Origin of the sequence: Enterobacter asburiae (assembly GCF_024599655.1) — a bacterium.
Lineage (GTDB): Bacteria > Pseudomonadota > Gammaproteobacteria > Enterobacterales > Enterobacteriaceae > Enterobacter > Enterobacter asburiae_D.
This window is the reverse complement of record NZ_CP102247.1, coordinates 2,901,447-2,927,665: the sequence shown is the minus strand read 5'-3', so window position 1 is coordinate 2,927,665 and position 26,219 is coordinate 2,901,447. Positions and strand designations below refer to the sequence as shown.

Annotated in this window: 26 protein-coding genes and 1 other RNA gene; 16 read left to right on the top strand and 11 right to left on the bottom strand. The window is 49.5% G+C overall.

The window, feature by feature from the left end:
* Positions 1-207, bottom strand: coding sequence for a hypothetical protein (locus NQ230_RS13905; RefSeq protein ID WP_213782060.1), 207 nt, complete (start codon positions 205-207; stop codon positions 1-3).
* Between the two features lie 824 nt (positions 208-1,031).
* Here NQ230_RS13905 and NQ230_RS13900 point away from each other — a divergent pair.
* A complete protein-coding gene (locus tag NQ230_RS13900; RefSeq protein WP_238461106.1) occupies positions 1,032-1,283 on the top strand; it encodes a helix-turn-helix domain-containing protein in 252 nt (83 codons plus the stop codon).
* A gap of 358 nt (positions 1,284-1,641) precedes the next feature.
* Complete coding sequence (locus NQ230_RS13895; RefSeq protein WP_257258022.1) at positions 1,642-2,814, top strand: HEPN domain-containing protein; 1,173 nt, start codon at positions 1,642-1,644, stop codon at positions 2,812-2,814.
* Between the two features lie 269 nt (positions 2,815-3,083).
* Here NQ230_RS13895 and NQ230_RS13890 read toward each other — a convergent pair whose 3' ends face one another.
* On the bottom strand, positions 3,084-3,566 hold the full coding sequence (locus NQ230_RS13890; RefSeq protein WP_257258021.1) for a hypothetical protein: 483 nt from the start codon (positions 3,564-3,566) through the stop codon (positions 3,084-3,086).
* Positions 3,567-3,651: 85 nt separating this feature from the next.
* Positions 3,652-4,011, bottom strand: a complete 360-nt coding sequence (locus NQ230_RS13885; protein WP_257258020.1) for a hypothetical protein — start codon at positions 4,009-4,011, stop codon at positions 3,652-3,654.
* Positions 4,012-4,118: 107 nt separating this feature from the next.
* Between NQ230_RS13885 and NQ230_RS13880 the strand changes: the two genes are divergently transcribed.
* From NQ230_RS13880 to NQ230_RS13865, 4 genes are all read left to right on the top strand, one after another.
* Entirely contained in the window at positions 4,119-4,283 is a 165-nt protein-coding gene (locus tag NQ230_RS13880; RefSeq protein WP_223540332.1) for a hypothetical protein, read from the top strand.
* 53 nt (positions 4,284-4,336) lie between these two features.
* The gene (locus NQ230_RS13875) at positions 4,337-4,651 is read left to right on the top strand and encodes a hypothetical protein (protein WP_257258019.1); all 315 of its coding nucleotides are present in this window, start codon (positions 4,337-4,339) and stop codon (positions 4,649-4,651) included.
* 84 nt (positions 4,652-4,735) lie between these two features.
* Positions 4,736-5,104: a hypothetical protein gene (locus NQ230_RS13870; protein WP_257258018.1), complete on the top strand. Its 369-nt coding sequence runs from the start codon at positions 4,736-4,738 to the stop codon at positions 5,102-5,104.
* A gap of 423 nt (positions 5,105-5,527) precedes the next feature.
* A complete protein-coding gene (locus tag NQ230_RS13865; RefSeq protein ID WP_257258017.1) occupies positions 5,528-7,663 on the top strand; it encodes a phage tail tape measure C-terminal domain-containing protein in 2,136 nt (711 codons plus the stop codon).
* A gap of 222 nt (positions 7,664-7,885) precedes the next feature.
* On the opposite strand, the gene rprA is transcribed toward NQ230_RS13865, so the two are convergent.
* Positions 7,886-7,993: antisense sRNA RprA (rprA, locus tag NQ230_RS13860), an RNA gene on the bottom strand.
* A gap of 209 nt (positions 7,994-8,202) precedes the next feature.
* Positions 8,203-9,318 carry an AI-2E family transporter YdiK gene (gene ydiK, locus NQ230_RS13855; RefSeq protein WP_159513949.1) on the bottom strand — a complete coding sequence of 372 codons (1,116 nt, stop codon included), beginning with the start codon at positions 9,316-9,318 and terminating at the stop codon, positions 8,203-8,205.
* Positions 9,319-9,643: 325 nt separating this feature from the next.
* Here ydiK and ydiJ point away from each other — a divergent pair, with 325 nt between their 5' ends.
* From ydiJ to NQ230_RS13840, 3 genes are all read left to right on the top strand, one after another.
* Positions 9,644-12,700, top strand: coding sequence for a D-2-hydroxyglutarate dehydrogenase YdiJ (ydiJ, locus tag NQ230_RS13850; protein ID WP_257258016.1), 3,057 nt, complete (start codon positions 9,644-9,646; stop codon positions 12,698-12,700).
* Positions 12,697-13,107: a 1,4-dihydroxy-2-naphthoyl-CoA hydrolase gene (menI, locus tag NQ230_RS13845; RefSeq protein WP_023311321.1), complete on the top strand. Its 411-nt coding sequence runs from the start codon at positions 12,697-12,699 to the stop codon at positions 13,105-13,107. Before ydiJ ends, menI begins: the two co-directional genes overlap by 4 nt.
* An 85-nt stretch (positions 13,108-13,192) precedes the next feature.
* Entirely contained in the window at positions 13,193-13,387 is a 195-nt protein-coding gene (locus NQ230_RS13840; RefSeq protein ID WP_003857766.1) for a YdiH family protein, read from the top strand.
* A 50-nt stretch (positions 13,388-13,437) separates the two neighbouring features.
* Here NQ230_RS13840 and NQ230_RS13835 read toward each other — a convergent pair whose 3' ends face one another.
* Together NQ230_RS13835 and NQ230_RS13830 are read right to left on the bottom strand one after the other, a co-directional pair.
* Positions 13,438-14,067, bottom strand: a complete 630-nt coding sequence (locus tag NQ230_RS13835) for a helix-turn-helix domain-containing protein (RefSeq protein ID WP_257258015.1) — start codon at positions 14,065-14,067, stop codon at positions 13,438-13,440.
* A gap of 69 nt (positions 14,068-14,136) precedes the next feature.
* Positions 14,137-14,796 (bottom strand): helix-turn-helix domain-containing protein, encoded by a 660-nt coding sequence (locus NQ230_RS13830; protein ID WP_121423458.1) that lies wholly within the window; start codon positions 14,794-14,796, stop codon positions 14,137-14,139.
* A gap of 420 nt (positions 14,797-15,216) precedes the next feature.
* Between NQ230_RS13830 and NQ230_RS13825 the strand changes: the two genes are divergently transcribed.
* The 6 genes from NQ230_RS13825 (at position 15,217) to NQ230_RS13800 (ending at position 21,253) form a co-directional block, all read left to right on the top strand.
* Positions 15,217-15,747 (top strand): fimbrial protein, encoded by a 531-nt coding sequence (locus NQ230_RS13825; protein WP_257258014.1) that lies wholly within the window; start codon positions 15,217-15,219, stop codon positions 15,745-15,747.
* Positions 15,748-15,825: 78 nt separating this feature from the next.
* The gene (locus NQ230_RS13820; RefSeq protein WP_159513954.1) at positions 15,826-16,503 is read left to right on the top strand and encodes a fimbrial biogenesis chaperone; all 678 of its coding nucleotides are present in this window, start codon (positions 15,826-15,828) and stop codon (positions 16,501-16,503) included.
* A gap of 46 nt (positions 16,504-16,549) precedes the next feature.
* On the top strand, positions 16,550-19,078 hold the full coding sequence (locus tag NQ230_RS13815) for a fimbria/pilus outer membrane usher protein (protein ID WP_257261343.1): 2,529 nt from the start codon (positions 16,550-16,552) through the stop codon (positions 19,076-19,078).
* A 10-nt stretch (positions 19,079-19,088) separates the two neighbouring features.
* Positions 19,089-20,036 (top strand): fimbrial protein, encoded by a 948-nt coding sequence (locus NQ230_RS13810; RefSeq protein WP_257258013.1) that lies wholly within the window; start codon positions 19,089-19,091, stop codon positions 20,034-20,036.
* 11 nt (positions 20,037-20,047) lie between these two features.
* Entirely contained in the window at positions 20,048-20,560 is a 513-nt protein-coding gene (locus tag NQ230_RS13805; protein WP_257258012.1) for a fimbrial protein, read from the top strand.
* A gap of 51 nt (positions 20,561-20,611) precedes the next feature.
* A complete protein-coding gene (locus NQ230_RS13800) occupies positions 20,612-21,253 on the top strand; it encodes a helix-turn-helix transcriptional regulator (RefSeq protein WP_257258011.1) in 642 nt (213 codons plus the stop codon).
* A gap of 66 nt (positions 21,254-21,319) precedes the next feature.
* Here the strand turns inward: NQ230_RS13800 and fdhF are convergent, their stop codons facing one another.
* The 4 genes from fdhF to ycgZ form a co-directional block, all read right to left on the bottom strand.
* Positions 21,320-23,470, bottom strand: coding sequence for a formate dehydrogenase subunit alpha (fdhF, locus tag NQ230_RS13795; RefSeq protein WP_257258010.1), 2,151 nt, complete (start codon positions 23,468-23,470; stop codon positions 21,320-21,322).
* Between the two features lie 191 nt (positions 23,471-23,661).
* The gene (locus NQ230_RS13790; RefSeq protein WP_023311323.1) at positions 23,662-23,940 is read right to left on the bottom strand and encodes a biofilm/acid-resistance regulator YmgB/AriR; all 279 of its coding nucleotides are present in this window, start codon (positions 23,938-23,940) and stop codon (positions 23,662-23,664) included.
* A 29-nt stretch (positions 23,941-23,969) separates the two neighbouring features.
* Entirely contained in the window at positions 23,970-24,290 is a 321-nt protein-coding gene (locus NQ230_RS13785) for a hypothetical protein (RefSeq protein WP_159513959.1), read from the bottom strand.
* Between the two features lie 4 nt (positions 24,291-24,294).
* Complete coding sequence (gene ycgZ, locus NQ230_RS13780; protein WP_029739771.1) at positions 24,295-24,534, bottom strand: regulatory protein YcgZ; 240 nt, start codon at positions 24,532-24,534, stop codon at positions 24,295-24,297.
* A gap of 338 nt (positions 24,535-24,872) precedes the next feature.
* Between ycgZ and NQ230_RS13775 the strand changes: the two genes are divergently transcribed.
* A complete protein-coding gene (locus NQ230_RS13775; protein ID WP_257258009.1) occupies positions 24,873-26,093 on the top strand; it encodes a diguanylate phosphodiesterase in 1,221 nt (406 codons plus the stop codon).
* Positions 26,094-26,219: the final 126 nt, after the last annotated feature.

Genomic DNA, 26,219 nt, shown 5'->3' with positions numbered 1-26,219 from the left:
TCATTCACCGTAATTTGGATATTTAATTAAGAAAAATTCAATTACTTCTTCTTTTTTATATAGATGCTTTGTTTTTTTGTTTTTATCGCAAGTAACTACATGCTCTTTTGGAAATTCTTTAGGGTTAAAACGTTTAGCCATATAAAAAGCGGTTGATCCAATTTTAGCCAAAAGTTGTGCTTCACGAGGTGTAATTAAATCGCTCATGTAGGGTATCTCTTAGATGTATTCTGAGTGCGGTCATGGTAGGCGAGGGGAGGAATAGCGGCAAGCATTACCGGATATAGTAAGCACTACCAGCTAAAGTCTAACTAACTGTCAACAGATTGAGGCTAAAACCACTGTATGTAAATTCAATTTTAAAAATTAAAAATCATTCTGGCTTAACTAATTGTGATCAATTTAAATTGAATCTGATAATAAAAAGAATCAATAAAATGGATTTAGTGATTTTTAGTTGGACGAAATCGTTCATTTTATGTGCATTGCTCGCTGGTGATAATTCAACCAATTCATTCAACCTATTCGAATGGGTGGTGAATATTTGACCGAATTAAATTCACCTGAATATTCACCGAATGATTCACCTGAATCATTCAGCCCTTCATTCACCACGAAACCCAGGCGCGGCGGGGCTTACAGGCCGATTCATTCACCTGAATATTCACCTGAATTATTCAACCAAAAATTCACCTTCATATTCACTCATTCGCCACTCTATAAATAAGCATTGGAATGCTTTTTATAGAGGTTGATGAATGAAGGTCGTTCAAGTGAATGAACTGTGAGTTGGGTACACCCCTAGGGGTTGGGGGTGTTGTCGATTTGTGGTAAATTCCTTCTACCAGCGTGAAAAAGGCGCTGGTGGGGATTTGCAGCCCCAAACAAACAAAACCATTGGCAAGGAATTGCCGATGCGCGTGCGCACGTCAGTTATGGCGGTCACGGCGAGGGAGTCGAAAGGCTCGCCAGTTTTGTTTGTTTGCTGGTACTGCAAACCTCGTCGTGATCGTCACCACGGGGATGCATGTATGCAGGAAACAGACTGGCACAAAGCGGATATTCTTGCCGCTTTAAAGAAAAAGAAAATCAGTATGGCGGGGTTATCCCGTGAGCATGGTTTATCAAGTAGCACGTTGCTAAATGCACTTAGTAGAGAATGGCCTAGAGGCGAATTAATTATTGCTAATGCAATTGGCGTGTCACCTCAAGAAATTTGGCCTTCTAGGTATTTTGAAAAAGATGGCTCTCCAAAAAATCGTGTGATTCGAAAACCTGTTTAGATAAATCAATGCGTCTCTAATTTAAGGGGCGCATTTTTGTTTTTGCTAACACATCGCATAGTGGGGCATGTTGCGCGCGCGCGTGTGATGGTTATTAATTGCATTTCTGTACTAGTTAACAAATACGAATTTTGACGGGTATCTAATTTTGATTTTAGCTGCGGCTTCGCCTTGCTGCGCTCCGCGCTGGTGGGTGGAAAGAATGTGGTTTCAAAACTTCCTTTTCTTCACCCACCAGCCCCGTAGGGGCGTGAGCGTAGCGAACCTAATCATTTGAAGTTTGACACATTTCGACTCTTTCATTTTCTAAAAAATCACCTTAAACTTACAAAACTGATTTCTTAAAAAGAAAGTTAAAATGCACGAGAAAGCGAAAACGAAAATTAAAGATACAATCAGAGAGATATTTTTCAAGCCAGAAATAGTCTTTACTGGTCGGGCTGGTCATTATGACTTTTCTCTTTATGAAGCACTGGCAAATGAGCTTAATAAAAGAAAGATTAAGTTTAAAATTGATGCATTATCATGTTGGATTATTTTTGATGGAATGAAAAAACACCATTTCAAAGACAGATCGACAACGGATGCGCAAGCGATAGATGATTTTGTGGATGCTTTATGCAATGTTTACTGTGAAACACCGATGGATTACTCCATTGATTTTCACTTTAGAAATCTTAAAATCGATATAGAGCCGATTGATTATGAGTTTGTATCAATTAGGACGGGTGAGAGTATCGCCTTCGGTTTGTTCCCTGAAAAAGAAAAGTATGTGATTGCGAGCATAAAAAAGAATGGATATCTCTCAGGAAGTTATCCTGGTTCATTTATAAAGTCGATCTTGCAAGATTTGAAAGTCTTCATTTTTTTAATTAAAACCATCAAGCTGATTAAGTCAGGAAAAACTAATCTGACATCCACATTATTACAATCATTGTCTGGTACTGCTGATACAATTGAGATTGATTGTGTCAATGTTAAGTATCCTTGGATGAACAGTAGGGTTTACATATCGGAGTCAGTGGGGAAGTTTTTGCACAACTTTATCTTTAATTCTGAATTTGAAAACGGCTATATTGTAGAAAAAATAAATCACTCACTTCTCTTGTTAAATGCACTAATAAAGGACGACTCAAAAGAAGCACTGCGCATTAGGGCTGCTATTGATTGGTTGGTGCAATCTGAAATCACTGATGATGAAACTATGGCTTTCATTCAAATTTGTATGGGGCTTGAATCAATTTTTGGTGATGATGATTCTGAGGGTGGTCTAACAACAATTCTCTCCGATAGATGCGCTTATCTAATAGGGAATAAAATTCAAGATAGAAAACATATAAAGGAAACTTTTAAAAGAATATATCAGATAAGATCCAAAATTGTGCATGGAGTCAGAAATCATTTATCCGAAGATGAAAGCCATCTTAGACATTTAGCCTATTCTTATTTAGAAAGGTCTATTTTGGAAGAAACTAAAAATCTAGACCTAAAAGACATTCATCATGGCGCTCCTCCTGCTGCCCCGTTGTAGCGTTAAACTCTATAAGGTAAGGCGATTGTATGATTGTATGTCTTTGAGCCTAAACGCCTCATGATGCGTCCAGTGAAGCCATCGATCACAAATTGAACTTGCGGGGGCTGTTGTTGGTGGTATGTGATAGGGCGAATGCACCATGACGCTCAATGCCTAGGATTTGCGCCGGAAACGTACCAACAGACAATGGAAAGCAGAACAAAGTGTGATTCGTAGGGTTGGAGTTGGAGCGGCTTAGAGAGGCGCTTAGTGCGCCTATGCTGCATCTATCCCCTAGTGACGTGATGACACAAAAAGAAGTTGTCTAAATGCGGTGTTATAGGGGACTTTGTTTTAAAGGCATAATACTCATTTTTGTTTTTATAAAAATAAATCAATCCGATTTGTGGCGGTATAGCTGAAACCATTTCAGTGTACAATTCTATATTCTCACCCTCTATTTTTATTTCACCTTGATCTATTAGCCCTGTAATATGGTGGTCAGGATCGCTTAATGTTGTTCCTTTGCGGTAAAGATGAGTAATGTCATTGAGCATTTCGGGATAAACACCAGTAATTTCCAGGTTGAAAGATTCATCACGCTCGTTTTTACAGATTAATAATCCATCGTCATTTTGTGAGAGTACCAGAGATTTATTATGATTGGGTTTTAATTCATTAACATGTTCTATAATTGCATTACGTTGGGCGCATCCTGTTAAACTGGCAGCTAATAAACATAATGCTATGGTGGATGATTGTTTTTGCATTTTATTTATCCGGGAGATGGAAGGGCGATTAGGTTAAATCACCCATGCAGGTTTGTAATTAGCGGTTCCATTAATAAGACTATATTTATTTGTTAATTTGTTTTTTAGTGTGTGAGATAAAGTTACGAAGCAAATCCTTTTCAATCACAATTTCACACTTTAGATTTGGATTCCCGATCGCATCTATTCGTTCCAGCCAAAACATTAATTCTTGTTGTGCATCGCATTTTCGTTTGAATTTAATTGCCCCGCCGAATTTTTCATTTAAAGAATCATCGTCACATAAAAAATAAGTTTTGTTATTGATTGTTATTTGGATTAAATATGTTTTTCTGGTCAGGTAATCTAACCTTTCCTCTGCTTTCAATAGGTTAGATGCGGCTTGATTGACTAATGAGAGTGCTTCTTCTTTGCTTATAGGCGATGTGTTGACAGACTTGATCATAATTTGATCCTTTAGATAGAGTGTAGGTGAAATATAGGTGCAATTCCCTTGTTGATACTATGCCTATATAATAGAATGAACTCATCGCCACAACAAGAGGATGATTCATGCCTAACTGCAAGAATAAGGTTGCTGTATATCTGTCAGATGATGAAATAGAGATAATTGAAAGTTATAAAAATAAATATCACAAAGAAAATGGGATTCCTCTAAGCAGAAATGCAATTATTAAGATGCTTATCAGTCGCTTATCAAAAGAAATTTCAATTTAAAATAACAATACGATAAATACAATTTAAACTTCACAAAATCAAAGAGGAAACTCATGCACACTCTTTTATCTAAATTTAAAAATAGGAAAATTAAAATGTATCAGCAAAAATATAAAAACCGAATGATTGATGATAATGAATATAGTCAGGTGCTGCAATCGAGAATGCAAAATCTTCTAAATCAATATAATAATGAGGTTGCAAACTTAACCCGTATTGGAGTTACAAATTTGGGGTTTGGACAATGGGATAATGGTGAAAACAAGATTAATAGCCACGTTAATAAAGTAAGTGAGACTTTGGAAAAGATGCAATCAACGCAAGCCCTGATTGATGCTCTTACAATCGAACGTGCACAATCCAATTAATTAAATAAAGGAAGTGTAGCATGACAATTGCAATCATGGTTGTAATGTTTTGGGCTTTCCTGATTCTTAAAGAGGAAATCAAAAATGGCTGATAAAAAATATGGCGTCTTTTTTTGGCGTAAAGGTAAAAGGGTTGAAGATGTTCCATCAGACCAAAATGTAGCAAATCGTGGCGTCAAACCTAAACGAATTTTTACTGATTATATTGAAGGTATGCGTTATGCACAGAAAATGAATGCAACGATTCCGGCAGCGCAGAAAGATAAATATGAATATGTGCTAAATGAAATTGTTGAACCTGATTTGAATAATACTAAGGAGTTATTCAAATCAGGGAATCTAACAGAAGCCCTTAAAGCACGCCGCGCATTGAATCAACGGAATAACATTGCTGATTTGGTAAAGCGTGGCGTGCGTGACTATCTTAACGTTACATTGGGGAATAAAAAATGATTATAGATGAAAGTTTTGTTAAATGGTCTATGGTGCTGGTGGAGGCTGGAGAACCTTCACCCAGCCTAGCACAGCTTTATAAAGGAAGCACGAAAAGGGTTAATCTTTTATAAAACGCGCGAACTAGCAGCAAATGCAGCGGCTAAACGCAATGAACAATTAGCCGAAACTAAATCAACCAGCCGATTCAAAATCATTAAGTTGCATGACGCAGAAGCACAGCAGAAGCACGATTTTCAGAAAAAACAGGAACGCCAGCGCCGCAATGCACGTCATATGCGCCGATGTGGTTTCTAAATTTAAATCAGTAATTCAATTAATGGTGATGGTGTAAGAAAAACTTCCTTTTCTTCACCCACCAGCCCCGTAGGGGCGTGAGTGTAGCGAACAAAGTAAATCAATATCAAATCAAAGGTGAATATAATGGCAGGTGATAATGCTGAACTAGGTTTTTCGGTTGATACATCACAAGTAGAAACGGCTACAAAAAGGCTTGATGAATTATCAAAAGCCGCCACTGGCGCAACAGAAAGTGCAAGCGGTCTATCTGATGCGGTTAGTAAAATAACTGGCGCAAATGGAATGACGCGCGGGAAAATGGGTAATCTTGTTCGTGATTTTCAATCCATTCAAAGCAATGTAGTAAATGAAATATCTGAATCAGGTGAAAAGGCTGGAAAGGGTTTTTTCGCAAACTTCATTAATTCACTTAAAACAAACCATAGTGCGCAACGTGAATTAGGCGTAATGAGCCATGAATTAATGAGCGGAAATCTTTCCCGTTTGCGTGGTTCGGCATCAATATTTATGTCTAATTTGGGTATGGGGGGATTGGGCACTACTGGTTTAATTTTGGGTGGAATGGAATTATTTGAAGGAATTGAGCGCATAGCCGATGATTTGAGTGAAGCGACGGATGCAGCTAAAGAATTGCAGACCGCAGCGGCAATTAATAATGATTATTCGCTATTAAATCCGCAGTATGTGCAAAATCTTTATTCACAGGTGGATAATGCGACAACTAGCTTTACCAGTTTTCAAGAAGCCGTTACAAAAGCTGCAAATGCTGGCGTTAATAGCTCGCAAATGTCGTCGCGGTTCCTAAAGGCGCAAAGCACATATGAGGAGGCAATGAGCCGCCTAACGAGCGACCAGCAAGCGCAATTTGCAAAGGTTGAAAGCGCACTTGATAAAGCGTTTGCAGACCCGCTATCTAATTTTAAATCTAATTTTGAGGCGTTAAAGGGTTCAATGTCTCAGGCGCAGCAGGATGTGATTATTTCAGCCGCTAAAGCTGGGGATGAAGATAAAACACGATTGTTAATGCAATCTGCGATTACTGACCAGATGGAAAAGCAAGCGCTTATCATGAATCATATTTCTGGCGCTGATGTTAATTTTAAAGATGAAAGTTACTGGCAATCATTTAAAAACGCACTTTCCGGTATGGGTGAAACTTTTGATATGTTGATTACTGGTGATAATTCGGCGTTATGGAGTCGAGCAGAAGCATCTAGTAAACAGCATGTTCAAAAATACCATGAACTAATTAATAATTTTCATGTTGGCATAACCAAACCAGAAGATTTAAATTTTGCGTCGTTATCACTACATAAGGCGCTTAATCCTTCATTGCATACGCACCATGGATTAACAGAAGCGGAAAAGGCCGCTAAACGCCTAATTGCATACCAAACGCAAATTAAACAGGCTGGATTACAGTTTGACCAGCAAATTAATTCAATTGGTGATTCTGTTGATAAGGCGTGGAGTAATAAATTATATTCTTATTCTATGACTTCTGGCCAACATGATTTTGCTAACCGAATTGACCAGATTAATCAGCAGTTCGACCGTATGCGCGAAAATGTAGACCGTTTAGCGCTGGAACATCATAAATCAATCGGTTCTAAAGAATATGTTGAAATGTTCCAGAAAATAGAGTTGGGGCGTAAAAATGTATTGGCTGAAAATATCGCTGGTTATGATGAAATGCAATCATACCAATCATCATCAATTGCGGGAATGAATGCGGGATGGATTAAATATCAAAAACAAGTAAATGACGTTGCTAGCCAATCAGAAAAAATTTTTGATACGGCTGTTGATGGTCTGACAGACGCATTAACTAATTTCTTTACCACTGGTGAAGCTGGCTGGACTAATTTTGTTAAATCAATTGCCACAATTACCGAAAAATACATGGTTCAGGATTGGATTGTTGAACCGATTGCGGGATTCGTTAAGGGTGGTTTTGATGGGTTGTTTTCATCTAGCGCACCAAAAGCGGCGGCTAACTCTTTTGCGGTTCCTGATATTCCTAAATTGGGCGCTACACGTGGCGGTTTAGGTTCAACAGCGCCAGTTGTGAACATTACCATTAATGACAACGGTAACAAAGGCGGGGTAACGGGAACCAACAACGCAACAACGGGTGATTTGCAAAAAATGGGGGCTAGTCTGCAAAAATGGCTTACCGATTACATTAAAAGGGAAAACGTAAATTCAAACCGTCAAGGCGGTGTAAACAAAAGCATGGGGAACTGGTCAACACGTTAAGCATCAACATCAGCCCTTCATGACCTTTAGGCATGAGGGGATTTTCAAAGTAATCATCACATCATCCCGCCAAAATCCGCAGTCAGAAAATTGTTGTAACACTCGACTGATTTACGCCTATTGCACACAAATGGTACACAAACGGCACACAGGTAATCGCATACCCTCAACGTGCTAAATTCCTGAAACGCCGTCATTGCTGGCTCTGGTGCGAACATCAGGATAAAAAAAAGCCCATCGTGGGAGATGGGCAAAGACTACACACAGCAATTCGTTGTTTCACTCAGGGGATTTCCATGCTTATAAATCAAGGTGTTGATTTATAACCGTGTGCTAATAGTAGGCATTGTGTTATTTAGCGTCGATCGGATTCGTCTCAATAGTTTAAGAGACGTAAAGATTTCTTGAGGTTAATAGCAGGCTTAATGCTGAATGGGCGGGTCTGACCAGTGATTAACGAATAAATACTTTAACATCGTTAAAGTATTGTGAGGGAGAATGTAGGCCGGGTAAGCGTTAGCGCCACCCGGCAAAAAAACTTAATGCGTGTTCTTCTCTTCCAGCTCTTCCAGTTCGCTCAAAATCACGTCCGGGTCAGTTCCCGGCGGCGGAATTTCATGCACCCAGGCGGAGAACAGACGCCAGGTGACGGCGAGCAGCACCGGGCCGATAAACAGGCCAATCATGCCAAAGGCAATCAATCCGCCAATCACCCCGGAGAGGATCAGAATCAGCGGCAGGTCTGCACCCATGCGGATGAGGATCGGGCGAATGACGTTATCCATGGTGCCTACCACGCAGCTCCAGACCAGCAGCACCGTTCCCCACGTGGTATCACCCGTCCAGTAGAGCCAGATAATGCAGGGTACCAGCACCAGCAGCGGTCCCAGTTGCGCAAGACAGGTCATCAGCATGACAACGGTGAACACGGTGGCGTACGGCACGCCGGAAATCGCCAGGCCGATACCGCCCAGCACCGCCTGCACCAGCGCGGTGACCACCACGCCCAGCGCCACTGCGCGCACGGCCTGCGCAGCCAGCAGTACCGCTGCGTCACCGCGTTTGCCCGCCAGGCGGGTGGCAAAGTGACGAACGCCTAAAGCTACCTGCTCACCGCGCCAGTAAAGCAGGGCGCTGAAGAGCAGCATCAGGGTACAGTGCATCATAAAGCGGCCGATATGCGCCGCCTGACCGACAAACCAGGTGGTGGTGGTGCCAATGTACGGGCGGACTTTTGCCATCAGCGCGCTGCCGCCCATCTCCAGCAGGCTATGCCAGCCGCTGTAGAGTTTGGCGCCCACCAGCGGAATGCTGTTCAGCCAGGCGAGGTCCGGCAGCGTCAGGTCGCCGCTGCTAATGGCGCGAATAACGGGGCCACTGGAATCCACCAGGCTATTCACCAGCAGGGCAATAGGAATAATAAACAGCAGGAACAGCAGGAGCGTCATGACCAGCACGGCTAACCCGCGACGGCCCAACAGCAGCTTCTGCAAGCGCAGCAGCAAAGGCCACGTGGCAACGACAACGGTCGCAGCCCACGCAAAGCCGAGAATAAAGGGTTGAACAATCCACAGACACGCAATAATCATAAGGGCCAGAAACAGCACCGACAGCAAAATTTGCGCAACATCCCTGGGCTGGCGAAGATTGACCATAAATGAAACTTTCCTTAAAAGAACGCCAGTACGACTGGCGGGAACGGAAAACCGCGTCTCTTTAATCATTAATGATCTCAGCGGTTTTTGACAGGCGGATTTTGCCTGTAATTCAGCAGAGATTATAAGAAAAAAATGTGATAAAACTTTCCAGACACAACGCAAACGATTTTATACACAAAATCATTCGAGTTGCATCAAGGCGGCAAGTCTGAGAATCCCCAGGAGCTTACTCAAGTAAGTGACTGGGGTGAGCAGACGCAGCCAACGCAGAGGCAGCTCGAAGGATGACGTGTATATACAACTCTAATTAGGGTCGACAGTTATGATCCCACAGATTTCTCAGGCACCTGGCGTCGTTCAGCTGGTGCTTAATTTTTTGCAAGCACTGGAGCAACAGGGTTTTACAGGTGATACCGCCACGAACTATGCCGACAGGCTGACGATGGCGACCGATAACAGTATCTACCAGCTTCTTCCCGATGCCGTGGTTTTCCCCCGTTCAACGGCAGACGTCGCGCTTATCGCCCGGCTGGCCACGCAGGAGCGGTTTGCCTCGCTGGTCTTTACGCCGCGCGGCGGCGGCACCGGGACCAATGGTCAGGCGCTGAACCAGGGCATCATTGTTGATATGTCGCGCTATATGAACCGCATCATTGAGATCAACCCGGAAGAGGGGTGGGTGCGGGTCGAAGCGGGCGTCATCAAAGATCAGCTTAATCAGTATCTCAAGCCTTACGGCTACTTTTTTGCCCCTGAGCTCTCCACCAGCAACCGCGCGACCCTTGGCGGGATGATTAACACGGATGCCTCCGGGCAGGGCTCGCTGGTCTACGGTAAAACCTCCGATCACGTGCTGGGCGTGCGTGCGGTTCTGCTGGGCGGCGATATCCTCGATACCCAGCCGATGCCGGTCGAACTGGCGGAAACGCTGGGCAAAGATAACACCGCCAGCGGGCGCATCTATCGCACCGTGCTGGAACGCTGCCGCGACAACCGCCAGCTTATTCTCGATAAGTTCCCCAAACTGAACCGCTTCCTGACCGGGTACGATCTGCGCCACGTCTTTAACGACGACCTGACCCAGTTTGATTTAACCCGCGTGCTGACCGGCTCCGAAGGGACGCTGGCGTTTATTACCGAAGCGCGGCTGGATATCACACGGTTGCCGAAAGTGCGTCGTCTGGTGAACGTCAAATATGACTCCTTCGACTCTGCGCTGCGCAATGCGCCGTTTATGGTGAAAGCGCAGGCGCTGTCGGTGGAGACCGTCGACTCTAAGGTGCTCAATCTGGCCCGGGAAGATATTGTCTGGCACTCCGTGAGTGACCTCATTACCGACGTGCCGGATAAAGAGATGCTCGGTCTCAATATCGTGGAGTTTGCCGGCGATGATGCGGAGCTGATTGAGCGCCAGGTCACCACGCTCTGCCAGCGGCTGGATGAGCTGATTGCGCAGGGGGAAGGCGGCGTGATCGGCTGGCAGCTCTGTAACGATCTGGCCGGGATTGAGCGTATCTATGGGATGCGTAAAAAAGCCGTGGGCCTGCTCGGCAATGCGAAAGGGGCGGCGAAGCCCATTCCCTTTGCCGAAGATACCTGCGTGCCGCCTGAGCATCTGGCGGATTATATCGTTGAGTTTCGCGCCCTGCTGGACAGCCACGGCCTGAGCTACGGTATGTTCGGCCACGTCGACGCCGGGGTACTGCACGTGCGTCCGGCGCTGGATATGTGCGACCCGCAGCAGGAGATCCTGATGAAGCAGATCTCCGACGACGTGGTGGCCTTAACCGCCAAATACGGCGGTCTGCTGTGGGGAGAGCACGGGAAAGGGTTCCGCGCGGAGTACAGCCCGGCATTCTTCGGCGAACAGCTCTACGCGGAGTTGCGCAAGGTGAAAGCGGCTTTCGATCCGCATAACCGCCTCAACCCGGGTAAAATCTGCCCGCCTGAGGGTGTTGATGCCCCGATGCTGCAGGTGGATGCCGTCAAGCGCGGCACGTACGACAGACAGATCCCGATTGCTGTGCGCGCTTCCTGGCGCGGCGCGATGGAGTGCAACGGCAACGGCCTGTGCTTTAACTTTGATGTGAAAAGCCCGATGTGCCCGTCGATGAAAATCACCAGCAACCGTATCCACTCGCCGAAAGGGCGAGCGACGCTGGTGCGCGAGTGGCTGCGTCTGCTGGCCGACCGCGGGGTGGATCCGCTCAAGCTGGAGCAGGAGCTGCCGGAAAAACGGGCCAGCCTGCGCTCGCTGATTGAGCGCACCCGCAACAGCTGGCATGCCAACAAGGGCGAGTACGATTTCTCCCATGAGGTGAAAGAGGCGATGTCCGGCTGTCTGGCCTGCAAAGCCTGCTCCACCCAGTGCCCGATTAAAATCGACGTGCCGGAATTCCGCTCGCGTTTCCTGCAGCTTTATCACACCCGATACCTCCGCCCGGTGCGCGACCATCTGGTGGCGACGGTGGAAAGCTACGCGCCGCTGATGGCGCGTGCGCCAAAGACCTTCAACTTCTTTATCAACCAGCCGCTGGTGCGCAAGCTCTCCGAAAAACACATCGGCATGGTCGATCTGCCGCTGCTGTCGGTCCCGTCTCTGCAGCGCCAGCTCGTCGGCCACCGTTCGGCGAACATGACCCTGGAACAGCTGGAGGCGCTCGCTCCGGAGCAAAAAGCCAATGTAGTGCTGGTGGTGCAGGATCCGTTCACCAGCTACTACGATGCGCAGGTGGTGGCCGATTTCGTCCGCCTGGCGGAGAAAGTGGGCTACCAGCCGGTTGTGCTGCCGTTCTCTCCGAACGGCAAGGCGCAGCACATTAAAGGTTTCCTGAAGCGATTTGCGAAGACCGCGCAGAAAACGTCTGACTTCTTAAACCGCGTGGCGCAGCTCGGGATACCGATGGTCGGCGTCGATCCGGCGCTGGTGCTTTGCTATCGCGATGAATACAAGCAGACGCTGGGCGATAAGCGCGGCGATTTCAACGTGATGCTGGTGCACGAGTGGCTGCCGATGGCGCTGGAAGATAGGGCTGTTCAGGATGTCAGCGGTGAGCCGTGGTATCTGTTCGGTCACTGCACGGAAGTGACCGCGCTGCCGGGTGCCCCCGCGCAGTGGGCGTCTGTCTTTGCCCGCTTTGGTGCGAAGCTGGAGAGCGTCAACGTAGGCTGCTGCGGGATGGCCGGAACCTACGGACACGAAGTGAAAAACCACGCCAACTCGCTCGGCATCTATGAGCTGTCCTGGCATCAGGCAATGCAGCGTTTGCCGCGAAACCGCTGCCTGGCGACGGGCTACTCCTGCCGCAGCCAGGTAAAACGGGTAGAGGGTAACGGCGTACGTCACCCATTGCAGGCTTTACTGGAGATAATTGGATGATCTGGAAACGTGCAGTGACGCTGCAGGCGCTAAACGCCATGGGCGAGGGGAATATGGTGGGGCTGCTGGATATCCAGTTCATTCGCATTGGCGACGATGAGATTGAGGCTACCATGCCCGTCGACAGTCGCACCCACCAGCCGTTTGGTTTATTGCACGGCGGAGCATCCGTCGTGCTGGCCGAAACGCTGGGCTCGGTGGCGGGGTATCTCTGTACCGAAGGGGAGCAGAAGGTTGTCGGGCTCGAGGTGAATGCTAACCACATTCGCTCGGTGCGCAGCGGGCGCGTGCGCGGTGTTTGCCGCGCGCTGCACGCCGGAAGCCGCCATCAGGTGTGGCAGATAGATATTCTCGATGAGCAGGATCGCCTGTGCTGCTCGTCGCGGCTAACCACGGCGGTTGTGTAAAGTTTTCAGATGTTTTGCCTTTGGTCAAAAACTAGCCAGTGCGTTGTGGTATACTGGTTAGGTTTTGTACATAAGCGAGGACATCATGGATACTGAAATAACCCCAACACAGCTGGCAATTGAATATTTACGTCGCGATAAGAGCAACCTGTCTCCGGCGCAGTACCTGAAAAAGCTGAAACAGCTTGAGCTGGAATTTACAGATTTGCTGGCGCTCTCTTCGAATGAACTGAAAGAAGAGATCTACTTTGCCTGGCGGTTGGGCGTTCACGTCCATTGAGTACATGGGAATAAAAGGGCCGCGAGTGCGGCCTTTTTTGTGTCTGAAATTCAGTATCGGGCGGGGAGTTTATTGATTTTAATGAGCCTGCCTTCTTCCATCTCGATGAATCCGCCGGTTTTTAAATCCGCCAGAATGCGCATCACGCCGCTGCGGGAGAGCTGGGTTTTCTCCCTGATATACCTTTCCGCCGTCACGCTGAGCCGATAGCTCTCATCTTCCTCCATCAGCTTGACCAGCTGCTGGCGAATCATCTCATACGCCGTCGGCGCGCCCTGCGGCATCACGTTGTTATAAAGACGGCTGTACACAAACATGAGCTGTTTAGAAAGCAGTCCCCAAAGCGCCTTCTCTTGAATAATAGCATTCACCCTCTCGGCGGTGAGCGTTCCTATCAGACAAGGGCTGACGGTCTTAATATAATCATTGAAATAGATATCGGAGAGGTTAGCGAGGCCGAACACCGCGGGGCTGCGGGCCGTAGACAGCATCATGTCATCGCTTCTTCTGTAGATGGCGATGGTGCCTTCAAGAATTAAATAGCACATGCCCTGACCGTTGATTTGCAGGTCCAGCCGCTCGCCGCGGGCGGCGCGATGGGTTGTGCAATCAGGCAACAGGTGTGAAATAAGCTCTTGCGCGTAGGGAGAACCCCGTTGAGACTTTTCTGGAAGGGACATAGTAGCCGACAACCTTAAAAATAACCTGGCTAATTATAGCGCTTCTCCCGGGTACAGGCACGCTGGCTGTCAATATTTTCGCGGCAGATGGTGAATGTCAAGCAGCACCCCACGCTCCATTGTGATGTACTTCCCTGTCCTCAGCTCTGCCAGAATACGCATAATTCCACTGCGTGAAAGATACGTCCGGCTTTTGATGTACGCGGCCGCCGTCGTATTTTTCCGTATGGCATCGGGCTCCTGCATGAGCTCAACAAGCTGGAAGCGAATAATGTCATAGGCGGACATTTGTGATATTTGCGCGCAATGCTCATACACCCGTGAGGCGGTATAAATTAGCAGCTTTGAAAAGTGCTCCCATAAATCCTGCTGTGAAACAATCTGATTAAACGTCTCCAGCGACACGCGGGCAATTTCTGCCGTCTCCAGAGCCCTGACGTAGAGATGCTCCGAAGAAAATTGACTGCTGACGCCCAGAATAAACGGTGCTGATTCAGAGTTTAAAACAATACCGTCGCCGCGACGATGAAGCGCCACGCTGCCCTGGAGAAGTAAAAAACACTGGCGCACATCATCTTTATAATAATGTACGGTTTCTCCCCGACAGATGATCATTCTGTTCGAAGCTGGCAGCACTGATTTAATCAGGGTATCGATATGGATAAACGGTTTTAAACCAAGAACGGTTGATTCGTGGTTATTCAATGGCGTGGTTAAACGTGTATTCATAATTATACCTCACAGCGACTACGGGGGCCGATCATTTTTTGATCTGTGCAGAGAATTATCTTAAAAATGAAGGGGTCAGGGAATGTTTCGGCAAGGTCCAAAAGTAGACCGTTGAGCGCTTGATATCTAACGTGTTGAATGAAAAGAAAAAGATGTTCAAGTCTACTAATAGACCAGGGAAATAAGGCATAAGCCTATCCTGGAAGAAATGTTGATCTTTCGTTAAATCAGAGTCTACAGCTAGACCAGCAAAAAGTTGTGTTCACCAAAATGATTATATAAATTTTAACCAGTCAGTCAGAAAGACCTTAAGTCATTTATCGAAAAGTAAAAGAATGTATAGCGATTCTTTTATCGGCTTTCTGCTGCATGAATTTCAATAATAAATAAAGTTATCCCGTAAACAGGAAAATGAAGATTATGAAAAAGAACATTATTTTAGCGATGGTTGTGACAGGTTCTGCCTTAATGGTGGGCAATGCTTTCGCTGCTGCAGGAACCGTTAACTTTAATGGTAACATCCTGGATTCAGCCTGTGATGTGGCGGTTGCCTCTCAAAATCAGGTGGTAGTATTAGGCGATTACAATAAAACAGAATTTCCGGCAACAGGCTCCAGAACTGCGGCAACGAAATTCGATATTGTCCTGAAGAACTGCCCGGTCACGGTCACCAGTGCCAAAGTCCGTTTTGACGGTACGCCTGACCTGACTAACGCCGATCTGCTGGCTATTGATACCTCCGTCGTCGGCGCGGCAACGGGTGTTGCTATTAATTTGATGACCGCGGATAAAGCGGATCTGCCGCTGCACGGCAGTAACAGCTATAGCTATGTGTTAAGCAGCACCGCCGATAATACGCTGAATTTCTACGCGCAGTATATTTCAACAGCGGCAGCGGTGACCGCCGGTCCTGCAAACTCCGTCGCTAACTTCTCCGTTGTTTATAACTAGCCATAAAGCATAACAAGAGCCAGCGCCGCGAGGCGCTGCGCGGGGGCATTATTGCCCCCTTGTTTTAAGAGGTTTGAAATGAATGTTATTAGCAAAACCCTGCTGAGCGCGGCGGTGATGACTGCTTCGCTGTCACAAGCGTTTGCCGGGGTCGTGATTGGCGGTACCCGCGTAATTTTTGATGGCGGGAAAAAAGAGGCGTCCATTAGCGTAAATAATGTGGATGCAGCCCCTTATTTAATTCAGTCCTGGGTCGACATGCCAGAGGGTAATGCTAATAAAGCGCCATTTATCGTCACGCCCCCCCTGTACAGACTGAACGGTGGCCAGCAAAATATTGAGCGTATTTTATTCTCTGGATCGCTACCGCAGGATAAAGAGAGCCTGTTCTGGTTAAATATTAAAGCGATACCGTCAGCCACAAAACAGGCAAACGCGTTGCAAATTGCCGTTAAAACCCGCATCAAGCTCATTTATCGTCCGGCAGGTCTGAAGGCGTCAACGCCTGATGAACAGGCGAGTAAATTAACCTGGTCGCGGAGCGGAAATAAACTTCAGGTTACTAATCCCACGCCGTACGTCATTAACTTTAATGAAATAAGTATTGGCGGAAAAAAGCTGGAGGATGTCACCTGGGTGGACCCTGGCAAAGTGGCCATATTTAGCCTGCCACCGGGCACCGCGGGTAATCAGATTATATTTAAAGTGATCAATGATTACGGCAGCCCGGGAATAACGCATCAGGCCAGCTTTTAATTTCTGAAGAAAGCAGCATCCTCAATATCGAGTCAGGTTTATGATGATGGCAACGAAAAATAAAAAAATGCAACCCGCGCGGCTGGCGATATGTATCGCCTTCGCGCTGGCTAATGCAGTACCCGCGGTTAACGCCAGTGATTCTTTTAACGCCGAGCTGGTAGAGCTGGATAATCCGGGAATGGGTAAAGCCGATTTATCTGCGTTTGAATCAGGTTCGCAGGCACCAGGGAAATACCATGTTGATATCATTCTTGACGACCAGCTTATTGAGACCAGCGATATTGATTTTGTTGCCGGAAAAAACGGGAAGGAAAACGACAGCCTGCAGCCTTGCCTGAGCATTGCACAGCTAAAAAAATGGGGCGTCAAAACGGCGCTGTTTCCCAACCTGGCTGTAGAAAACGCAACCTGCGTTAACCTGCAGGCGATCCCTCATGCCAGTACGGATTTTCAGTTTAGCGCACAGCGGCTGGTTATCAGCATTCCTCAGGCCGCAATCGATCTGCCTGCGAGAGGATATGTCCCACCAGAGCAGTGGGATGAGGGGATCGCCGCCGCGATGCTGAACTACAGCCTGAGTGGCGCAAACACCTGGGTGAAACAGAACGAGAGTAAAAACACCAACAGTCAATATGCCAACCTGCGCCCGGGTATCAACCTTGGGCCGTGGCGACTGCGAAATTACACCACCTGGTCGCGGGATGAGAGCGGTCAGGACAAATGGGATACCGTCTACACCTATGCACAGCGGGCCATTATTCCGCTCAAGGCGCAGCTCACCCTGGGGGATAGCTCCGCCCCAGCCGACGTGTTCGACAGCATGCCGTTTCGCGGCGGACAGCTGGCTTCAGACGACGACATGCTCCCGGATTCGCTCAAAGGCTATGCGCCCGTGGTGCGGGGTATCGCGCGTACCAATGCGCAGGTCATTGTTCGCCAGAATGGCTACCAGATTTATCAGAGCTACGTGGCGCCGGGCGCTTTTGAGATTACCGATATGTACCCCACGGGGGGCGCGGGCGATCTGGATGTCACCGTTAAGGAAGCGGACGGCAGCGAGCAGCATTTCACCCTGCCTTATGCCTCATTACCGGTTTTGCAGCGTGAAGGGCGCCTGAAATATGCGGTGACCGGGGGGCAGTACCGTTCTTATAGCAGCAGCGTTGATAAGACCCCGTTTGGGCAAATCACCGGGATTTATGGGTTGCCGTATGGCCTGACGCTCTATGGCGGGCTGCAGGAGTCGAGTAAATATCAGTCGATCGCCACCGGGCTTGGGAAAAACATGGGGGATTTCGGCGCGATTTCTGCGGACATGACCCAGGCCTGGTCCACCCCGCAGGGTGGTGAGAAATCCAACGGCCAGTCCTGGCGGGCGCGATACAGTAAAAACTTTGTGGGGACAGGAACCCATTTTTCGATTGCGGGCTACCGCTACTCGACCAGCGGTTACTACGGAATGCAGGAGATCCTTGATTCGTACGGCGACAGCTCCGCGCTTCAGGGCCGACGCCGCAACCGGGCCGAACTTACGATGAGCCAGACGCTGGGCGGTAATCTTGGCTCGCTGACGCTGAGCGCGGCCCGCGAAGACTACTGGAATTCGGGTCAAACGATGGCGTCATACAGCCTGGGTTACAACAACTACTGGCACAACATCAGTTATGGACTCACCTGGACCTACAGTAAAAACGGCAGCGCGGGTTCATACGATGACAATAAACGGTACGACAAAGATCGGTTGCTGGCCTTTAACGTCAGCATTCCTCTGGAGAAGTTTTTGCCGCAAACCTGGGCTAACTATGGCGTGAGCGCCAGCAAGAATAACGGCACCACGCAGAACGTCGGCCTGAACGGCGTGGCGCTGGAAAACCACGCCCTGAACTGGAGCGTGCAGCAGGGATACGGGTCGGACGGCGTTGGCTACACGGGCAATATGAATGGTGATTATAAGGGAACCTACGGCGAAGTGACGGCGGGCTACAGCTACGACAAAAACAGCGAGCGGCTTAACTACGGCTTACAGGGGGGCATTCTCGCTCACAGAGAGGGGATTACGCTTTCGCAGCCCCTGGGTGAGACCAATGTTCTGATTAGCGCGCCGGGCGCGCACGACGTCGATATTCGCAATCAGCCGGGTGTCAGAACGGATTACCGCGGATATACGGTGGTCAGCAATCTCTCCGTATACCGTAAAAATGACATCACCCTTGCCCCGGAAAGCCTGCCGGATGATGTTGAGCTGGATATTAATACCCGGACGGTGACGCCCACTCGCGGCGCGATCGTTTTGGCCGGCTATAAGGCGAAGGTGGGGCGACGGGCGTTATTTAATTTACTGCATAACGGCCAGTTTGTTCCCTTTGGCGCAACGGCAAGCCTGAATGGCGCCGACGGCAGCAGCGTTATTGTTGGCGATAGAGGTCAGGCTTATCTCACCGGTCTGGACACACAGGGAACCGTCTTCGTCTCGTGGGGAGCGGAGAGCGATCGGCAATGCCGCGCACCGTACGTGCTTTCCCCGCAGCCTTCGGCAGGCGGAATTACCGAAATTAACGTCAATTGTCTTTAGGGTTTTTAAAATGCGCTTAATTAACATCATATTCCTGCTGTGTGTCGCAGCAGGCTGGAACAGTGCTTATGCAGGAACCTGCACGACGATTACGCCGCAGGAATCAACCTTATCCATTGGCACAATTACGGTCCAGCGCGATGTCGCCGTGGGCACCGTATTATTTTCGCGAAACGCGACGTTAACCGGTTCCTATTTAACGGGATGTACCAACCCGTTAATGCTGGGTTTTAGCATGCGCTACCTTAATGCGACACCGAGTACTTACGGTAATCATGTTTATAACACCAATGTAAACGGTATCGGCGTGCGCTTTTCGTCGGGTAATTATTTTGAAAACCCGACCAATACCTTTTCGTATAACGCACAGTCTGATTATGTCGAATGGTGGGGCGGTAAAATAGAACTCATCGTTACCGGACCGGTCGCATCAGGGTCGCTGACGCCTGGCGTGCTGGGCGTGGTGATGCTGCAGGGCAGTGACGGCGTTTATCGTGATGGCCTGACGACGACGCTGCTGGACGGAACCATCAACGTGCTGGCCTGCAGCATTACAACACCGCAGCTGACGTTTCCCATCGGTGACATTTCTGCCGCGACGTTTGGGTCAACGGTAGGAACCACGCCCGCAGGCGCCCAGAATACGCAGAATCTGGGACTGAACTGCGACCCGGGCGCCAACGTCAACGTTTCGCTCAGCGGTATTCAGAACCCTGACGTGGCCACAACGAGCGTCCTCGCGCTGACGGGGCAGGGTAATACCGGCACGGCAAAAGGGGTTGGCGTTCAGTTACTCTACAACGGTACCCCCATCACGTTGAATACGCGTCTACCGCTAAACGTCACCACTGGCGGGCAGCAGGCGTTTCCTTTAACAGCGCGTTATTACCAGACGCAAACGACGGTTGAACCCGGTACCGCCAATGCGTCTGCAACCTTAAATTTGACGTATCAGTGATGGATAAAACGATGAATATTCTGCGCACGGCAGCACTCGGCGCTACATTAATCAGCTGTCATTTATTTGCGGCGGACAGTGTAAACGTCAGCGTTACCGGAAATATTGTTGCCTCCCCCTGTATCTTTAACGGTGGGAATAACACTCTGGATATTAATCTCGGCAATATTCAGGCATCCAATATGGTCACGCCGGGGTCGACATCCGATCCTGTGCCTTTTAGCCTGCTGTTTACCCAGTGTCCGGCAGGCACGCGCAGCGTTACGGTCTCCTTTACCGGTAACCCCGATCCCGTCGCGGGGGTGGATTACTATATGAACAGCGGCTCGGCCACGAACGTCGCGATTGCGATGCGCGAGGCTGCAACCGATGCGTTAAAAGGCACCGGGACAAGCATTACGCAGAGCATTGCAGCAGACAGAACCGCGACGATGGCTATGCAGGCATCAGTCAAATCTATTACCGGCGGTGCGACGCCGGGGAGCATTAGTGCCGTTGTGGTCATGACGATGCAATACAACTGATCGACACGCGCGTTAGTTGTCCTTATTGATATGCAGATGTCGGTAATTGTAATGTTGAATATTCTGATTAAAGAACCGGATTCTTTTTTTAAAAATGGTCTGCAATATTTTCTTGTGGATTTCTTCTTGCATAACTTCAGGCATCAAATTCATTTTGATACTGAGCTTACTTATGACAGCGTCAGTGCCGCCGATATTATTATTCTCGCTTTATGCCCTGGGGAAACGCTGACCTGTATTCCTGAATTGAAAGCGCGAAAAAAAGGGATTGTGATTGGGCTGGTGGACGATGAACGGCGTTTTTCCGCATTTTCATCCTGTTTTCAGGATATGATGTTCATCTCCCGCCGCGCCCCGCTTGGTCAGGTTAGCGAGATGCTGTTTATTGCCTGGTACCGTACGCAGCTGCCGGGATATCGCTGGCAGCATAAAGGCTGTTTCGAGTGCCAGCATAAGATACTCTCGCCGCAGCAGATCCGCGTTACGGTGAATTTTTACAGAGGGTTATCGGTAGGGCAAATTGCGGATGTGCTCAGGACAAGTGATAAAACGGTATTCACGCATAAGTATTTGCTGATGCAAAAATTCGATCTGCGCAGTGATTACGAGCTTATGGCGCTCATTCACAGGATGGTCGAACAGAATGCCTACCCGAACAAATTGCGTGACCATCTGATCGGTTACGACAGATGAGCGGAAGAGACGGTGGGACTATCGTCGTTTAGTTGCCGGGTGGCAGTGACGCCACCCGACATTTCTTCAGACATTCACCGCGCTAATCAACCGCGACTTCATGGACTGATACGCCGACGCCGCAAAATCCTCCGCCCAGCGCTGGTCCTCAATCGCCTCCAGCTGCACCGCGCAGTACTTCGTTTCCGGCGTTTTGGAGATGGGGTCGAGGTTGTCCTGGGTCAGCTCGTTGCAGGCGCCAATCCACCATTGATAGGTCATGTAGACGGCCCCGGCGTTGATACGCTCGCTGATGCTGGCGCGGGTAATCACTTTGCCGCGACGTGAGCGCACCCAGACCAGTTGTCCGTCAGTAATGCCCAGTTTTTCCGCATCGGCAGGGTGCATTTGCACCCGTCCCGGCTCATCGGCCAGGCTCTGCAGCGCGGCGCAGTTCCCGGTCATCGAGCGGCAGGAGTAGTGTCCCACTTCACGTACTGTACATAGCACTAGCGGGAAATCCGCATCCGGGGTTTCCGCCGGCGCGCGCCACGGCGCGGCAAAGAGCTGCCCTTTACCGGTTGGGGTGTCGAACTGATTGTCTTTGTACAGGTACGGCGTTCCCGGGTGATCCAGCGTCGGGCACGGCCACTGCACGTGGCCCATCTCGCCCATTTTTTCATACGTCACGCCGTAGAAGAGAGGGCACAGCTCGCGCATCTCATCCCAGATCTGCTGGTTGGAGTCATAATGCATCGGGTAGCCCATCTCTGTGGCGAGCAGGCTGATAATCTCCCAGTCGCGCTTCACGTTGCCGCTGGCCTCAATGGCTTTGCCAAAACGCTGGAACCCGCGATCGGCACAGGTAAAGACGCCGCCGTGTTCACCCCAGGAGGTGGCAGGGAGCAGAACGTCCGCCACTTCTGCCGTTTTGGTCATAAAGATGTCCTGAACCACGACAAAGTCGAGCGCCTCAAAACCGCTGCGAACGAGGCCGAGATCGGCTTCGGTCTGAAGCGGATCTTCCCCCATGATGTAGTAGGCCTTGACCTTGCCTTCCAGCGCCAGATGAGGCACCTCGGTAATGCGCGTCCCGACCCGATCGTCCATTTTATTGACGTCAATCCCCCACGCGTCGGCGAACTTCTGCCTGACCGCCGGATCGGTCACATCCTGATAGCCGGGGAACATATTCGGCAGAACGCCCATATCGCAGGCGCCCTGAACGTTGTTTTGTCCGCGCACGGGCCCGACGCCGACGGCGGGGCGGCCAAGGTTACCGGTCAGCAGCGCCAGGCTGGAAAGCCCTTTGACCACATCCACAGCCTGACCAAACTGGGTCACGCCCATCCCCCACATCACGGTGGCGGAAGGGGCCGCCGCGAAGGTGCGCATCGCCTGGCGAACGTCGCGGGCGGCAATGCCGGTAAGATGCTCGACCTTCTCCGGCGCATAGTCTTTCACCGTCTGGCGATAGGCCTCAAGCCCCTCCGTAAAGCGCGCCACGTAGCTTTTGTCGTAGAGTTCCTCTTCCAGCAGCACGTAGCCAAAGGCGTTCACCAGCGCCATGTTACTGCCGTTTTTCAGCTGCAGATGCTGGTCGGCGATGCGCGCCGTTTCAATTCGCCGCGGATCGCAGACGATGATTTTCGCGCCGTTTTCCCGCGCTTTCAGCACCCGACGGGCGACGATAGGGTGGGAGTCCGCGCAGTTATAGCCAAACACCAGCAGGCATTTTGAGTTTTCAATATCGTTGATTGAGTTGCTCATCGCGCCGTTGCCGAGGGTTTCCTGTAAACCGGCCACGGAAGGGCCGTGACAGACGCGCGCGCAGCAGTCCACGTTGTTGGTGTTCAGCACCGCGCGGGCAAATTTTTGCATCACATAGTTTGTTTCATTGCCGGTTCCGCGGGAGGAGCCGGTGGTCATGATCGACCGAGGCCCGTGCTGCGCTTTAATGCTGCTGAGCCTGTGGGCGGTGTAGCGGATAGCCTCTTCCCAGGTAACGGGGGTGAACGCCTCGCCTTTGTGGTAGCGGATCATCGGCTGAGTCAGGCGCGGGGTGAGCAGACGGGTATCGTTGAGGAAGTCCCAACCGTAAAAGCCCTTCAGACACAGGGTGCCCTGGTTTGTGACGCCCTCTGCCGCTTCGGCACGGATGATACGGTTATTTTCAACGACAAGGTTTAATTTACAGCCTGCACCGCAGTAAGGGCAGACGCTGGCGATCTTTTTCATCAATAACAGACCTGTTAAGAAATGAAGCAAAGTTGACTGGACAACCCAGTCCCGTAAGCAGAGGTAAGCAGGAACCGTGCCAGATTGGCTTTGCTGGTTTTACAGGGTGTTACGCGGGAAAGGCGCGTGTCATCGTCAGACTGTTCGTCAGTTTTGACGATGACACGTTAGGAGGCGTTGAGCGCAGGAGCTTACAGATCGTCCATCGTGTAACCCACCACGATTTCCAGGGTCTTGCGAATCACATCCGCCTGAACCACATCGTGGGTGGCTTCCAGCGTCTGAATGAGCCAGAGGATGATCGCTTTATTAGACAGATGGCCTTCGGAGGCCAGAACACAGCGTACTGCAGTAGAAAAAACAGCGGACTCTTCAGCAAAACGATCGCCTGCGTGACGGAAATATTCCGACAGCGCACTGTCTAAAAAAGCAGAATGGTATTCGGGTTGAAGCTGAATATTTTGTCTCATTTGTTCTCACCGTAGCTGTTAAATTGCAGTCAATGTATTTTTTTGGGGTCGGACGGTTTTCCACTTCCAAATAACGGCACTACATTGTCTCTGTTATCGTTGAGAGGTCCCTCTCTGTTCGTTCGTCCTTGCGCGGTTCTGCGACGTGTAAAGGCGATGCTGTTTGAGCCGATGTCGGCAATCACCACCGCAAGTGTCTCCCGCCGCCGGGGATCCTTTTCATGTTCTTTCATTACCCGCAGACGCTGCAGCAATCCTTCGGTTGTCACTGGCCCCCGCTCTTTCAGAAGAGAAAGAACGGCTTCACCGATAAGCTGGTCGATCAGTCGATCTGCGTCACTGCTATTCATCACGTTATCGTTCGAAGAGCAGACCAAGCAGCATGTGGTAATGCTCTTCCTCTTCCGGACCATCGGCCCTTTCGAGGCGGCTGAGCAGTTTGGTACAGAGCGATTTGCGATTCAGGTTCCGCCCGTCGCTGAGGATTTCGACAACCACCTGACCCAGCGTCTCCTGCTGGGTAGGCAGTGCGGCCTTTTCGAAGTACTGTGCGATCGCTGCTGCGGAATCTGTGGCGTAACCTTTCTGCTGCATGTTTCGCTCCTGTAAAATTTTGTAATCACTAACGTTACAATTAAGGTATACATAATTCCTAAATCTGTACACTGAAAATGTACAGTTTTTTAATATTTTTATGATATATTTTATAAATTGCTTTATTTTCATTGTCTTATGATCTTGTCATGAGCCGGTAATGTTACAGGATATATTGTACAAAAAGGTCTGGTACGGGTAAGTTGTACAGCACAGAAAAATGTTTCATTAACTGCCGTAAATGGTTGAGATGTAAATTATTTGTCAGGCAATTAATGTGCTATAAATGATCCTTATCCACCTTTTTTGTGGCCAAAACCCTAACCCCCAGGAATCGCATGCTCACAACCATCATTTACCGCAGTCATATCTGCGAGGACGTTCCAGTGAAGGCGCTGGAAGCAATGGTCGCTGCTGCAAATAGTAAAAATCGGCAATCCAACGTCACGGGGATCCTGCTGTTTAACGGCACACATTTTTTTCAGCTGCTTGAAGGGCCAGTGGAGCACGTCTCTGCCATCTATGAGCAGATCTGCAGCGACACGCGGCACCATAACGTGGTGGAGCTGATGCGCGATCACGGGCCCGTCCGACGGTTTGGCAACGTGGGCATGGAGCTTTTTGATTTACGCCACTTCGACAGGGACGAGGTGCTGCAGCAGGTGCTTAACAGGGGAACGACACGCTATCAGCTGACGTATAACGATCGCCCGCTGCAGTTTTTCCGCACCTTTGTCGAGGCCACGGAAAAAGCGAACTATTTTGAACTGCCGCCGGCGGATTCCTGGGAGTTCGTTCGCGAGGAAACGCGCCTGTCGGCGCAGCCTGAGGTGGTCGCGAAGGGGGCGGATTGCAGCTTTGCGTTCCAGCCGATAGTCGATCCGTTTATGCAACAGGTCGTCTCCTGGGAGGCGCTTCTCCGCACCCCTGACGGCGACCCGCCGGGGGTCTATTTCGCTAACCGGCCGCGTGACGAGGTGTATGCCTCGGATTTACAAAGCAAGCAGGTGGCGCTCTCCATGGCCAGCGCGCTGGGGCTACAGGACCAGACGTTATCCCTTAACCTGCTGCCCATGACGCTGGTCAACATTCCCAACGCCGTGGATTTCCTGCTCACCGCGATTGAAGCAAATGGGTTTGTGCCCGAGCAAATTGTGGTGGAGTTCACCGAGAGCGAAGCCATTTCCCGTTTTGATGAATTCACGGATTCGGTCAGGCAGTTAAAAAGCGCGGGCATCAGCGTGACGATCGATCACTTTGGCGCCGGTTTTGCCGGGCTGCAGCTGCTGGCGCAGTTCCAGCCGGACAGAATTAAGATTAATCGCGATCTGGTGGCGAACGTGCATAAAAGTGGCCCCCGACAGGCCATTATTCAGGCGATTATCAAATGCTGCTCCTCGCTAGAGATCCAGTTCTGCGCGGTGGGGGTAGAGAAGGCGGAAGAGTGGATGTGGCTGGAGTCTGCGGGGATTTCCCAGTTCCAGGGGCATCTTTTTGCCAGCCCGCGCCACGGCGGTATTCCCGCGATTGCGTGGCCGGAGAAAAAGTTCGACTTCTGATAAAGCTGTACACATTCCGGCAGACTTAACTGTACGAATGGCAAATTTTATACAACAATGTATTAACAGGTGGATGGGAAAGAACCCCGTTCACCCGTTCAAAATGCGGTCTTAGTTATACAAATG